This window comes from Jiella endophytica (assembly GCF_004519335.1).
GTDB classification, from domain to species: domain Bacteria; phylum Pseudomonadota; class Alphaproteobacteria; order Rhizobiales; family Rhizobiaceae; genus Jiella; species Jiella endophytica.
In genome coordinates this window covers 217,046-229,310 of record NZ_SOZD01000006.1, presented here as the reverse complement: position 1 = coordinate 229,310, position 12,265 = coordinate 217,046, and the positions used below count along the sequence as shown (strand labels likewise).

Below are 12,265 nucleotides of genomic sequence, written 5' to 3'. Positions count from 1 at the left end.
GAAAGTGGATGACGCTTACGTTCACGTCAAGGCGGGCGGCTGTCGAAACGCCTCGCTGCGGCATCCGCTGGAGCGAGGCCGGATCATCCGATCGCGCCGATCAGGCAGGCGATGGCGCTGACGACGAGCGAGGCGAAGGTCGCCGCCATGCCGACGATCCGCCAGCCGATGATCTCGGCCAGCTGCGAGACGCCATAGGCATGAAGCAGCCGGCCGGCGACGAGGGCGAGTCCTGCGACATGCAGGGCCCAGGCTGGCGTCGCGAGGCTTTCCGCCAAAGCGAGCAGGATCAGCCCCATCGGCGTATATTCGCAGAAATTGCCGTGGACGCGGATGCGGCGCCTCAGGGCGGCGTCGCCGCCGTCGCCGATGATCGTCGCGAGGCTGTTCCTGCGCAGGACGACCCGGACGGACAGGGCAAGGAAGACGGGTGTCAGGATGGCGGCATAGAGGGCGGCGATCGGCATGGCTCACGCTCCGGCGGACGATGCGTCAGCCATAGCATTTTTATGCCCCGCCGCGGTAGGTAATCTTGCGCTGCACAAATCGTGGCTTGATCCGCCGCGATGTTGCGTTATGCCGCGCTCATGGAGATTCACCCGGACCACCCCGACCTCGAACAGCTCGCCGCCGAGGGCCGCGTCGTCGCCTATTTCGGCTACGGATCGCTGGTCAATCCGCGCACCCTGCGCACCAAGTTCCTCGGCATAAGACGGGCGGAGGCCGCCGGCTGGCGGCGGGTATGGCTGCCGCGCGAGGCGAATGAGGCGATGTCGCTCCTATCCGTCAAGCGCGACGAGGAGGCGGGCGTTCATGGCGTCGTCGTCTACGATCTCGCCGATCACCTGCCGTCGGTCGACGAGCGCGAGGCGGGCTATGCGCGGCGGATCGTCGACCTCGGGCGGCTGACGGTGGAGCGGCCGCCGCTGAGGGACATTCCCGTCTATATCTACGAGGCGCGTCCCGGTGCGCCGAGCGCCGAAGACCGGCAGTCGGCGATCCTGCAGAGCTATCTCGACGCGGTGATGCAGGGTTTCCGCATGCTCTATGGCGACGACGGGCTGAGACGCTTCGTCGAGGAGACCGACGGCTTCGAGACGCGCCTCTTCGCCGACCGGAACGCGCCGCGCTATCCGCGCCCGGTGACGCTGGAAGAGGGCGAGGCCGAGATGTTCGACCGGCTGGTCGAGGCGCGGGGCGTGCGGCCGGTCCTGATCCGCTGACGTTGCGCAGGTCGATGCCTGAACGGGCAATCCGGTCGGTGCAGAAGTCTTGCCGAAAGATCGCCGACAGGTTTCACGAGGAATTTTCTTTCGTCGGTCAAACAAACTGTCCAAGATGAGACGGGGCGAAGCTGTCGACCGGTCGCAACGGTCGCTGACGACGGAGTTTGCGTCATGTCTCGTCGGCTCGCGCAACAGGCCCCGGCAGCCCTCCTCGCGCGGCTGCTTGTCGCCGGTGTCGTGCTTCTATCGGCCCTCAGCGGACCCGCCCTCGCGCAGGTCCCCGACCACGCCCCCGGCACGATCTGCTTCACCGAGCACTTCTGGTGTTGGGCCTCGCCGCCCGGCATTCCCGGAAACGAGTGCTTCTGCCCGTCGATCGCCGGGCCGCAGGCGGGAACGCTCGGCTAGCGGCGCGGCGCCGCAGGCCATGGGAGGGCGGTTTGGACTATCTTCGCCAGCTCAGCGCCGATGCGCTGCTCGTCGCCAATTTCGGCCTGAAGAGCGGCAAGCTCGACAGCGACCGTCTCGCCAGGGCGATACAGGGTCTTGCCGCCAAGCCCGACGCCGATCTCTCGACGCCTGAAACGCTGACGCTGCAGCAGGAACTGCGCCTGGCGCTGCACAAGATCCAGCCGGTGACGCTGATCGACCTGCAGCAGGGCTTCGATCCCTTCGCCCGCGACGGCGAGGGAGCGCCGGAGCGGCGCGTGACACCGTTCATCGACCGGCTGTTCAAATGGTCGTTCTTCTGGCTCGCGCTCGTCCTCGCCGTCCTCTGCTCCTACTACACCAGCTGGCAGCGCGAGGCGGACAAGCTGTTCGTCGAAGTCTCGCAGCTCGAGGATGACCGACAGGCGGCGCTGCTCGACGAGATCATCTTCGCCGCCTTCGGTGCGAAAGACGTCTTCGACCTGCGGGTCTCCGATCCTGCGAGGTCGAGCGGCGCCGTCGCTCTGCAGGACAGGATGAACACGCTGCGCCGCTACGACATCCGCCTCAACACCGTCGCCAACCGGGCGGCGCGGCTGACGCTGAACGCCAATGTCCTCGACTATGCGATCGCCAGCATCAAGGCGATGCTCTTCACCTATGGCCGCAACGTCCCGCAGGGCGACTGCTTTCTGCCGGAAGCCCGCAAGATCATCGACGCGACCGAGAAGGGCGACGACAATTTCTCCCGTTTCCTGCAGGGCGTCGACCTTTTGAGCGGCGCCAGATACGTCCTGCGCTGCAAGCTGCGGATGAACGGCTCGGACTTCATCCAGATCGAGGAGTCGGTGTCGGAAAAGGTCGAGGTGGTGCGCAACTTCTATCCCACCGTCACCCAGTGGCTGCTGCCGGCGCTCTACGGGGCCTTCGGTGCGGTGATGTACTTCATGCGGATCTACATCACCTCGATCTATCCGGACCCGCCGCGCAGCGCGGTGCTGTTCCGGGTGATCCTTGCGGCGTTCACCGGCATCTTCGTCGTCTGGTTCACCACCCCCTCGGTGATCAGCGACGCCGGGATCGTCAATCTCTCCTTCGGTTCGCTCTTCCTCGCCTTCATCTTCGGCTTCAGCGTCGACATCTTCTACGACATTCTCGACAAGCTGGCCCGCACGGCAGGCAACGCCGTCGGACAGCTCGGCTCGGGCGGCGGATCCGGCGGCAAGCAGGGCGGCTGAGGCGCGCGCAGCGTCGCCGGCCTGTCGCGATTTCGCTGTGGCTCTGTCATCGTCGGCTCGACAGTCGTAAGATTCGCGTCGAACCGCGATGCTCGTCGGACGATCCGGCCTCGCGTCGGCTTCCTCCGTCCGGGCCTCACCCCGAGAAAGCGTGGCATGATGCGAATTCGACTGGGCTGCCGGCTGACCTACGAATTCCCCGCGCCGACGCCGATGATCGTCATCCTCAACGTCCACTACTCGCGCGTCGGACGGCTGGAGCGGCCGGACCACCTGCAGACTGAGCCGCATGTCCCGATCGAGAGCTATCGCGACTCGTTCGGCAACTGGTGCAACCGCCTGGTCGCGCCGGCCGGACATTTCGTCATGGGCACCGACACCGTGATCCAGGACGACGGCTTGCCGGACGAAGAAGCTCCGGGCACGATGCAGCACCGGGTCGAGGACCTGCCGGCGGAAACGATCCTCTTCCTCCTGCCGAGTCGCTACTGCGAGAGCGATCTGTTGTCCAACGAGGCGTGGCGGCTGTTCGGCCAGACGCCGGAGGGATGGGCGCGGGTGCAGGCGATCTGCGACTTCGTCCACGACCACATCAGCTTCGGCTACGAACATTCGCGGCCCACCAAGACGGCGGCCGAGGCCTATTTTGAGAAGACCGGCGTCTGCCGCGACTTCACCCATCTCGCCGTCGCCTTCTGCCGGGCGATGAACATCCCGACCCGCTACTGCACCGGCTATGTCAGCGATATCGGCCAGACGCCGCCCTTCGGCCCGATGGATTTCGCTGCCTGGATGGAGGTCTATCTCGGCGGCCGGTGGTGGACATTCGATCCGCGCAACAACCAGCCGCGGATCGGCCGCATCCTGATCGCCCAGGGGCGCGATGCCGCCGACGTTCCGCTGACCCATACCTTCGGCCAGAACACGCTGACCGGCTTTGAGGTTTGGACGGACGAGATCGCGGGCTGAGACGAGCAGGACCGCACGCTTTCGCGCCAGCTTCGAAAGCCGGATCCCGAGGTCGCTTCCCGTGCGAGAGCGATCCGGTGCCTGAAGTGATGACAAACTGATCGATAAGTGCTTAAAGGCCGCTCACGCGACTTTCCGGCGGCCTTTTGGCGCAGCGATCGCGAAGAACCCAAGGATTTCCGAGGCGAGGACGACCGGCTGGCCCGGTCAGGAGACATTGCAATGGCGAAGGATTGGACACCGTCGAGCTGGCGCGCAAAGCCCGTTTTGCAGATGCCCGACTATCCGGATCCGGCCGCGCTCGCCGAGACCGAAAGGCGGCTCGCCAGCTATCCGCCGCTGGTCTTTGCCGGTGAGGCGCGCAAGCTGACGCGCTCTCTGGCCGAAGTCGCAAACGGCCGCGCGTTCCTTCTGCAGGGCGGCGACTGCGCCGAGAGCTTCGCCGAGCACGGCGCCGACAATATCCGCGACTTCTTCCGCGCCTTCCTGCAGATGGCGATCGTCCTGACATTCGCCGGTGCCCAGCCGGTGGTGAAGATCGGCCGCATTGCCGGCCAGTTCGCCAAGCCGCGCTCTTCCGACAACGAGACCAAGGACAGCCACACGCTGCCCTCCTATCGCGGCGACATCATCAACGGCATCGAGTTCGACGCGGCGTCGCGCATTCCGAACCCGGAGCGCCAGATCATGGCCTACCGGCAGTCGGCTGCGACGCTGAACCTTCTGCGCGCCTTCGCGCAGGGCGGCTATGCCAATCTCGACAACGTCCACCAGTGGATGCTCGGCTTCGTCGCCGGCAGCCCCGAGGCCGACCGTTACAGGGCGCTCGCCGACAAGATCTCCGAGACCATGGCCTTCATGCGGGCGATCGGGATCGACGCGGAAAACCACCCCTCGCTGCGCGAGACCGACTTCTTCACTAGCCACGAGGCGCTGCTGCTCGGCTATGAGGAGGCGATGACCCGCGTCGACTCGACGTCCGGCGACTGGTACGCCACTTCCGGCCACATGATCTGGATCGGCGACCGTACCCGCCAGCTCGATCACGCCCATGTCGAGTTCTGCCGCGGCATCAAGAACCCGCTCGGCCTGAAATGCGGCCCGACCTCGCAGCCGGACGATCTGTTGCGGCTGATCGACAGGCTGAACCCGGAGAACAAGGCCGGCCGGCTGACGCTGATCACCCGCTTCGGCCACGAGCGGGTCGAGGAATGCCTGCCGAAGCTGATCCGCGCCGTCGAGCGCGAGGGCCGCAAGGTGGTCTGGTCCTGCGATCCGATGCACGGCAACACGATCACGCTGAACCACTACAAGACGAGGCCCTTCGAGCGGATCCTCGCCGAGGTTCAGGCCTTCTTCGACGTCCACGCGGCAGAAGGCACCCATCCGGGCGGCATCCACATCGAGATGACCGGCAAGGACGTCACCGAATGCACCGGCGGCGCCCGGCCGATCCTCGCCGAGGACCTGTCCGATCGCTACCACACCCACTGCGATCCGCGGCTCAACGCCAACCAGGCGCTGGAACTCGCCTTCCTGGTGGCCGAGCTGCTGAAGAAAGACCACGCCGCCGACGCCGGAAAGCGGGCTCAGGCGGCGGGTTGAGAGATTGTTCTCAGTTTGAGCGGATTTCATCGCTCAAGCTGTGAACAATGCGTCGGGGCTTTGGCGTCCTGACGTCTCGATGGCTTCGGCATATTCTTCCGGTCTCACTCACCGGGAGGATCTCCCATGCTGCCGACCCTCTTCATCTCCCACGGCTCGCCGGACATCGCGATCGCCGGAACCGCCGCGACGGCCTTTCTGCGCGATCTGGCGGCGAGCCTGCCGAAGCCGCGGGCGATCGTCGTCGCCAGCGCGCACTTCGAGGCGAATGGCGGTGTCTTCGTTACCGGTGACGCGCGCCCCGAGACGATCCACGACTTCGGTGGTTTTGCCCGCGAGCTCTACGAGATGCGTTATCCGGCGCCCGGCGATCCGAAGCTCGCCGCGACGATCGTCGAAGGGCTCGAGGACGCCGGCTTCCGGGCAAAAGTGCTCACCGGCCGCGGCTTCGATCACGGCGCCTGGGTGCCGCTGATCCTGGCTTTCCCCGAGGCCGCAATCCCGGTGGTCGAGGTATCGGTCGATCCGGGCAAGGACGCGGCCTATCACCACCGGCTCGGCGTGGCGCTCTCGCAACTGCCGGAGGAAGACGTGCTCGTCATCGGATCCGGCTCGCTCACCCACAATCTGCGCGAGGCCTTCACCCATCTCAAGGTCGGCAACCGCACCGCCGCCGTGCCGGACTGGGTCGAGGCCTTCGCCGTCTGGATGGGTGAGCGGCTGGCGCAAGGCGACGTCGAGGCGCTGCTCGACTATCGCGACAGGGCGCCCTTTGCCCGCGAGAACCACCCGACCGACGAGCATCTGATGCCGCTCTTCGTGGCGCTCGGTGCCGGCGGCGGCGCGGCAAGGATGCTGCATCAGAGCCGCGACTTCGGCGTGCTCGCCATGGAGGCCTTCGCCTTCGAACGCGCGGCCTGACCTTCATGTAGCGTCTGCAACACCGTGGCTCGAACTACTCCTCGGAGCCCTGGTCGCGCAGCCGCGGACCGCGCAGCATCATCCGCAGGCGGGCGGCAAGGCCGCGCCGTTCCCGAGCCTCGCGCTCCGGCCGCGCCGGCCGGCGCCACCAGTCGAGGATGACCGGTCCCCATTGCTTCCAGCCGAAATAGGCCGCCAGAAGCACGGCGGCGCCGCAGAGGACGTAGAGCGCGCCCTGTTCGAACACCTGGAGATTGGCGAAGACCGACCAGATCGAATAGCCGAAGACATAGCCGACGGTGGTGAAGATGCCGGCCCAGAGCCCGGCCCCGAGGAGATTGAGCACGGTGAAGCGCAGAACCGAGATGCGCGACATGCCGAGCGCCACCAGCCCGGGCATGCGCAGCCCGTAGACATAGCGGTTCACGATGACGAAATAGGCCTGGTAGCGCTCGACCAGCGACAGCGCCTTGGCGAATCGCGGCTTCTCCCGCCAGGCCCGCACCCAGCGGTGGTTCGAGGAAAAGCGCGCGAACAGGAACACCGCGAGATCGCCGCAGAACGAGCCGGCAAAGGCAAGGCCGATCATCATCTCGAACGGATAAGAGCCGCGATAGGCCAGGAAACCGCCGATGATCGCGAAGACCTCGCCCTCGAAGAAGGTGCCTGCCAGAACGATGACCGGGCCGAACTGCGCGATCAGGGACAGGATCTCGTACACGGTTACTCCATATCGGCTTGCATTCGCGGGCGCCGTCCTGGCGGGGGCGGCCCGGCGCTTCGAACGTGCCTTGTTTCAGAACTTTGCGGCACAAGAAAGTGGCCGCCCGCCGTCGCGGGGGCATGACGCGGCCGGCACCGGCCGTTGCCTCACCGCATGGCGTCCTCCGCGCCCCGCCCTTCGATCCTCTCCAGCCGGTCGATGATCTCCGCTAGAAGGCGCTTCGTATCGGAGATTTCAAGGTCCTTCAGGTGATCGAGCTTGTCGTGCAGCGCCATGATCTCGATCTCGGCCTTAAGATTGACCTCGTAGTCGCGGCTCGCCTCGCGCCGGTCCCTGGCGGCGGCGCGGTTCTGCGACATCATGATGATCGGCGCCTGGATCGCCGCCAGCATCGACAGGACGAGATTGAGAAAGATGTAGGGGTAGGGATCGAAGGCGTCGCTTCGAAGGATGACGGTGTTGACGAGCGACCAGGCGAAGAGGAACACCAGGAAGGAGACGATGAAGGCCCAGGAGCCGCCGATCTCGGCGATCCTGTCGGCCAGCCGGTCGCCGAGGCCGAGCGCCTCCGGCCCGTGCGGCTTCAGCTCCGAGGAGATCGGTCGGCGCAGCCCGATCAGCTCGAGAATGCGGCGCTCGCGGGGAAGCAGGCTTTCCGCGGGGCGGCCGAACCAGCGCTCGGCGCCGTCCTTCAGAGAATGTGTCACCGTCGTCATGTCCGTCGTCAGGGGGATGGGATCTCGATTGCCGCGGCCGGCCTTGCTATCTGATGCAGCGCATCGGTCCTGGAACCGTTGCAACAGATAGCGCACTCTGCCTGCCGCGGGGATGCGCGCCCGACACTGACTGAAATCCGCGCGTCGCGCCGCCCGGGCCGCGGCCTTGCCCACGACACGCGAAACGATCGGCGACAAGCCGGGGAGATGCCGACGATGGCCGATGTGACGAACCGCCTGAAACTTGCCGTCGCGCAGCTCGACCCGGTGATGGGCGACGTCTCCGGGAATCTGGCGCTCGCCCGCAGGGCGCGGGCGGAAGCCGCCGCGGCCGGAGCCGACCTCGTGCTCTTCACCGAGCTTTTCATCTCAGGCTATCCGCCGGAAGACCTCGTCCTGAAGCCGGCCTTCGTCGCCGCCTGCATGGCGGCGGTGGAAGATCTCGCCGCCGACACCGCCGATGGCGGGCCCGGCGTCGTCGTCGGCTGCCCGCTGCGGACGGGCGAGGGGCTCTACAACGCCGTCGCCGTCCTCGACGAGGGCCGCATCGTCAACTGGCGCTCCAAGGTCGACCTGCCGAACTATGGCGAGTTCGACGAAAAGCGGGTGTTCCAGCCGGGCCCCATGCCCGGTCCGGTGAACTATCGCGGCCTCAGGCTCGGCATCCCGGTCTGCGAGGACATCTGGGGCGATCTCGGCGTCTGCGAGACCCTCGCCGAATCCGGCGCCGAGATCCTGCTCGTGCCGAACGGATCGCCGTTCTATCGCGGCAAGCTCGACATCCGGCATCAGGTGGTGCTTCGCCAGGTGATCGAGGCCGAGCTGCCGGTGGTTTATGCCAACCAGATCGGCGGCCAGGACGAACTGCTCTTCGACGGCGCCTCCTTCGCCTTCAACGCCGACCGCTCGCTGGCCTTCCAGCTGCCGCAGTTTCGGACCGGCGTGTTCGTCACCGATTGGGTGCGGGACGGTGACGGCTGGCGCTGCGAGGGCGGCGAAGTCGCCGAGATCCCCGGCGACGACGCGGCGGTGTGGAGCGCCTGCGTCCTCGGCCTTGCCGACTACGTCAACAAGAACGGCTTCAAGTCGGTGGTGCTGGGACTTTCCGGCGGCATCGATTCCGCCGTCTGCGCGGCGATGGCGGTCGACGCACTCGGGGCGGACCGCGTCCACGCGGTCATGCTGCCCTATCGCTACACCGCCGAGACGAGCCTCGAAGACGCAGCTGCCTGCGCGAAGGCGCTCGGCATCCGCTACGACACCGTGCCGATCAAACAGCCGGTCGAAGGCTTCCTCGCCGCGCTCGGACCGATGTTCGAGGGAACGCCCTCGGGCATCACCGAAGAGAACGTCCAGAGCCGCACGCGGGGCGTCATCCTGATGGCGATCTCCAACAAGTTCGGCGCCATGGTGGTGACCACCGGCAACAAGAGCGAGATGAGCGTCGGCTACGCGACGCTCTACGGCGACATGAACGGCGGCTTCAACCCGATCAAGGACCTCTACAAAACGCAAGTCTTCCGCCTCGCCCGCTGGCGCAACGAACACCATCCGGAGGGTCTGCTAGGCCCGTCAGGCAAGGTCGTCCCCGAGCGGATCATCGTGAAGCCGCCCTCGGCGGAGCTGCGCGAGGACCAGAAGGACGAGGATTCGCTGCCGCCCTACGACGTGTTGGACGCCATCCTCGAACACCTGGTGGAACATGACGGCGGCGTCGACGAACTGGTGGAGAGAGGCTTCGATCGCGAGACGGTCGCCCACATCGAAAAGCTTCTCTACATCGCCGAATACAAGCGCCGGCAGTCGGCGCCGGGGACCAAGGTGACGCGGAAGAATTTCGGGCGGGACCGGCGGTATCCGATCACCAACCGATTTCGGGATGGGGTGTGAGGGGCACGGCGTGTTCCAACACTTCCGCCTGGGAGAGATAAAAGACCGGCAGCGTTCGGATTGACGCACTGAAAAGTCGCTTTGAAATTGCGTTTTTCTGTTGATTATTGTGTACAAGAAAATTTAAGTTACGGTAACAAAATCTACGGTCAAGCTGTCCGCTTCGTTGTTCATTCTCTGCATTTCAATCACCGTAATTACGAGCTGAGCCTTTCTTTCAGTCATCGCCACCTGTCCCGCTGTGGCCGGGTTAGTGGCTTATGATGATACATGGAATATCGGGCCACAAGGCCGCTTTAGCTACGGTAGCCGTCGAGTTACCGTCGAGGATAAGGAACTTTCCATTCTCAAACTCGCGGACCCGGATAGGGCTCCGCTTCGGTTTTTCACCAAGGTAGGAGGCAGCCATCAGTTTGAGCGCATTCTCTATGCCCTGCGATCGAGCCCTGCTTTGGATCAGCAAGGCAAGCTGTACGTGTTGGCAACTCGGAATTTCAGAGAAATAGCGGTGTGGGTCGTAACGCAGCGCTCGTGCGGCGTGGACGATGTGTTGGGGGATGGGAATCGATACAACATACCCATTCTCGTTATGAACGCTAACCTGAAGCTGTGCGAAAGAATCTTCGTGACTTGCATTTTCCATCTCATCTTTCCATTCTAACATGGGAGAGTTGGCGGGCTAAGCGCTCGTTAACGATTGCGTGCCATCGTTGACCCGGCTATGAGTCGGCGAGGTTCAGGGGAACCTTAGGGGGGCTGCTTCATTGTTGAAGCGTCAATTAGGAAAAATATGATGATCGATCAAATCTTGGTTATGTCTCGCCCGATTTTTAAGCGCCCGATTTTTAAGACATAGCTCTGGAGCAAGGGCCCTCTCCGGACGCTTCTTAGATTGGCGTTTCATCGCGATTAAGTTGCAAAAGGCGCTTCCGTATAAGCGCCTTTTGCGTTATTAGTTAATGCGTGAAATCAGCTCACTGAGCCCAAAAATTCCTGAAGCGCGCAGGATTAATGAATGGCCGATCTTAATGTAGCGGACAAATTCATCTCCAATTTTGGCGAAAGTTATCGAGAGCTAGTTGATTTAGTGAGACGTGAGTGTGACCGCTACCGCAATGGTGGTGGTTCTGGACGCATAAGTGATATATATACTCGATCTGATTCAACGTCGGGTAAGTTTTTCTTTAAAGAAACGCATAAGATTGTCGAAAAGGTGCGCCGCGCCGGGAAGAATGTTACCCCTAACCATATATTCGAACTCACAGATATTGTTGGACTCACCGTCGTATTCTATTATTCCGATCACATGCGCAAAGGTGTGCAATCCATATCAGCCGCCCTTAACTCAATAGGGGTCAGTACTACAAAGCCGGAAGAGCACTTCAATAAGCGAGGTTACTACGCAACGCACGTCGTGTCTACAAAGCTAATTGCCGGCAATCCGATACAATGTGAAATCCAGTTTAAGACCATGCTGCATGACGCTTGGTCTGCGAAGATGCATGATCTCACCTATAAGCCCCTTGGCTTGCTTGATCCTCGTCTTTCTTCAATGATGGAAAATATTGCTCAGTCGATACAAAGTCTTGAAGAGCAGAGCCGTATCATCCGCAACATGATCCAAGCGAGCTGGAATGTTGAAGAAGCGACACGCCAGGCCGCTAGGGATGAAATTTTTACCAGAATGCTCAGCTACGGGCCGCAATTTAGGGGCGATATCGTACCTGAACGCATTCAGGCTATTGACTCCAGGATCGAGGAGTTGCGGATAGCGCTTGAAAATGAAGACGCTAACAGTGTCAGCTTGCAAGAAGCAATAACCGAAATAGCACAATGCTGTAGAGACTCTTCACTAGTTAGGTACTCATGGATCCTTGCCGGTAAGATCGCAACGATGCGAACGAGAAAATGGGGCAACGATCTCGGAATGTGGTTCTATGTTCAGGCGGAAGCATGGCTAACCGCTTCCTCTGAAGTCTTGCGTTCTGGAAATCGTTTGGAGGACGAAGGCGAGATAATCGCGGTACCGCTGATGTTCTACGTTCTTGGCGACATCGACAGGGCAGTAGACATCTCGGAGCGACTACTCGACGATCGCGAATTTGCGAGCATATCGGACAAAACTAGAAAAAAGATCAAGTTCAATCGGATGTCGTTTCTGGTGGAGAAGGAGTATCATGTGCCAACGCAACATCCTGAAGCGCGGCGCGCGATACGAGCCGAGGTCGAATGTGTGTTGTCCGAGTTCGACGACGATGAGTTCGATGAAGTGAAAGCGGCGGTTGTTGATACGCGGGGGCTGATGAGAATCGCTTTTGGTGAAACTCAACGTGAGGTCCGAGAGGGAATTCGATATTGTATGGAGGCGACGCAATTTGCTACTGGTTCGGAGAAGTCGATTACCGAAGCCTACTCGGACCTTAACCTGAGGTTGGGCTGGAGGCGATACTTCGAACTGGAGGCGTTAGAGGACGCTAGCAGCTCTCTACCTGACTGACGAAGAAGGGTTCTCTAGCGTCGGTGCTTCTCGTCGCCGCAACGTCGACG

11 protein-coding genes are annotated in these 12,265 nt (G+C 62.8%); 8 read left to right on the top strand and 3 right to left on the bottom strand.

What is annotated here, in order from left to right; genetic code table 11:
* Positions 1-83: 83 nt before the first annotated feature.
* Positions 84-467, bottom strand: a complete 384-nt coding sequence (locus E3C22_RS19395) for an MAPEG family protein (RefSeq protein WP_134763519.1) — start codon at positions 465-467, stop codon at positions 84-86.
* A gap of 99 nt (positions 468-566) precedes the next feature.
* Between E3C22_RS19395 and E3C22_RS19390 the strand changes: the two genes are divergently transcribed.
* The 6 genes from E3C22_RS19390 (at position 567) to E3C22_RS19365 (ending at position 6,388) form a co-directional block, all read left to right on the top strand.
* Positions 567-1,223, top strand: a complete 657-nt coding sequence (locus E3C22_RS19390) for a gamma-glutamylcyclotransferase family protein (protein ID WP_245515079.1) — start codon at positions 567-569, stop codon at positions 1,221-1,223.
* A 174-nt stretch (positions 1,224-1,397) separates the two neighbouring features.
* Positions 1,398-1,634: a hypothetical protein gene (locus E3C22_RS19385; protein ID WP_134763518.1), complete on the top strand. Its 237-nt coding sequence runs from the start codon at positions 1,398-1,400 to the stop codon at positions 1,632-1,634.
* A 32-nt stretch (positions 1,635-1,666) separates the two neighbouring features.
* Complete coding sequence (locus E3C22_RS19380) at positions 1,667-2,893, top strand: hypothetical protein (protein ID WP_134763517.1); 1,227 nt, start codon at positions 1,667-1,669, stop codon at positions 2,891-2,893.
* A 159-nt stretch (positions 2,894-3,052) separates the two neighbouring features.
* The gene (locus tag E3C22_RS19375; RefSeq protein ID WP_134763646.1) at positions 3,053-3,862 is read left to right on the top strand and encodes a transglutaminase-like domain-containing protein; all 810 of its coding nucleotides are present in this window, start codon (positions 3,053-3,055) and stop codon (positions 3,860-3,862) included.
* A gap of 222 nt (positions 3,863-4,084) precedes the next feature.
* Positions 4,085-5,467 carry a class II 3-deoxy-7-phosphoheptulonate synthase gene (locus E3C22_RS19370; RefSeq protein WP_134763516.1) on the top strand — a complete coding sequence of 461 codons (1,383 nt, stop codon included), beginning with the start codon at positions 4,085-4,087 and terminating at the stop codon, positions 5,465-5,467.
* Between the two features lie 126 nt (positions 5,468-5,593).
* Positions 5,594-6,388, top strand: a complete 795-nt coding sequence (locus E3C22_RS19365; RefSeq protein WP_134763515.1) for a DODA-type extradiol aromatic ring-opening family dioxygenase — start codon at positions 5,594-5,596, stop codon at positions 6,386-6,388.
* 34 nt (positions 6,389-6,422) lie between these two features.
* Here E3C22_RS19365 and E3C22_RS19360 read toward each other — a convergent pair whose 3' ends face one another.
* Positions 6,423-7,109: a DedA family protein gene (locus E3C22_RS19360; protein ID WP_134763514.1), complete on the bottom strand. Its 687-nt coding sequence runs from the start codon at positions 7,107-7,109 to the stop codon at positions 6,423-6,425.
* A 149-nt stretch (positions 7,110-7,258) separates the two neighbouring features.
* Positions 7,259-7,828, bottom strand: a complete 570-nt coding sequence (locus E3C22_RS19355; protein ID WP_134763513.1) for a DUF1003 domain-containing protein — start codon at positions 7,826-7,828, stop codon at positions 7,259-7,261.
* A 207-nt stretch (positions 7,829-8,035) separates the two neighbouring features.
* Here E3C22_RS19355 and E3C22_RS19350 point away from each other — a divergent pair, with 207 nt between their 5' ends.
* Both E3C22_RS19350 and E3C22_RS19345 read left to right on the top strand, forming a co-directional pair.
* A complete protein-coding gene (locus E3C22_RS19350) occupies positions 8,036-9,718 on the top strand; it encodes an NAD+ synthase (protein ID WP_134763512.1) in 1,683 nt (560 codons plus the stop codon).
* Positions 9,719-10,733: 1,015 nt separating this feature from the next.
* Entirely contained in the window at positions 10,734-12,215 is a 1,482-nt protein-coding gene (locus E3C22_RS19345; protein WP_134763511.1) for a hypothetical protein, read from the top strand.
* Positions 12,216-12,265: the final 50 nt, after the last annotated feature.

What these genes read in the sequence shown, in the direction of transcription:
- E3C22_RS19395 (WP_134763519.1), bottom strand. Translation starts at nt 467, where the DNA reads ATGCCGATCGCCGCCCTCTATGCCGCCATCCTGACACCCGTCTTCCTT.
- E3C22_RS19390 (WP_245515079.1), top strand. Translation starts at nt 567, where the DNA reads ATGTTGCGTTATGCCGCGCTCATGGAGATTCACCCGGACCACCCCGAC.
- E3C22_RS19385 (WP_134763518.1), top strand. Translation starts at nt 1,398, where the DNA reads ATGTCTCGTCGGCTCGCGCAACAGGCCCCGGCAGCCCTCCTCGCGCGG.
- E3C22_RS19375 (WP_134763646.1), top strand. Translation starts at nt 3,053, where the DNA reads ATGCGAATTCGACTGGGCTGCCGGCTGACCTACGAATTCCCCGCGCCG.
- E3C22_RS19370 (WP_134763516.1), top strand. Translation starts at nt 4,085, where the DNA reads ATGGCGAAGGATTGGACACCGTCGAGCTGGCGCGCAAAGCCCGTTTTG.
- E3C22_RS19365 (WP_134763515.1), top strand. Translation starts at nt 5,594, where the DNA reads ATGCTGCCGACCCTCTTCATCTCCCACGGCTCGCCGGACATCGCGATC.
- E3C22_RS19355 (WP_134763513.1), bottom strand. Translation starts at nt 7,828, where the DNA reads ATGACGACGGTGACACATTCTCTGAAGGACGGCGCCGAGCGCTGGTTC.
- E3C22_RS19350 (WP_134763512.1), top strand. Translation starts at nt 8,036, where the DNA reads ATGCCGACGATGGCCGATGTGACGAACCGCCTGAAACTTGCCGTCGCG.
- E3C22_RS19345 (WP_134763511.1), top strand. Translation starts at nt 10,734, where the DNA reads ATGGCCGATCTTAATGTAGCGGACAAATTCATCTCCAATTTTGGCGAA.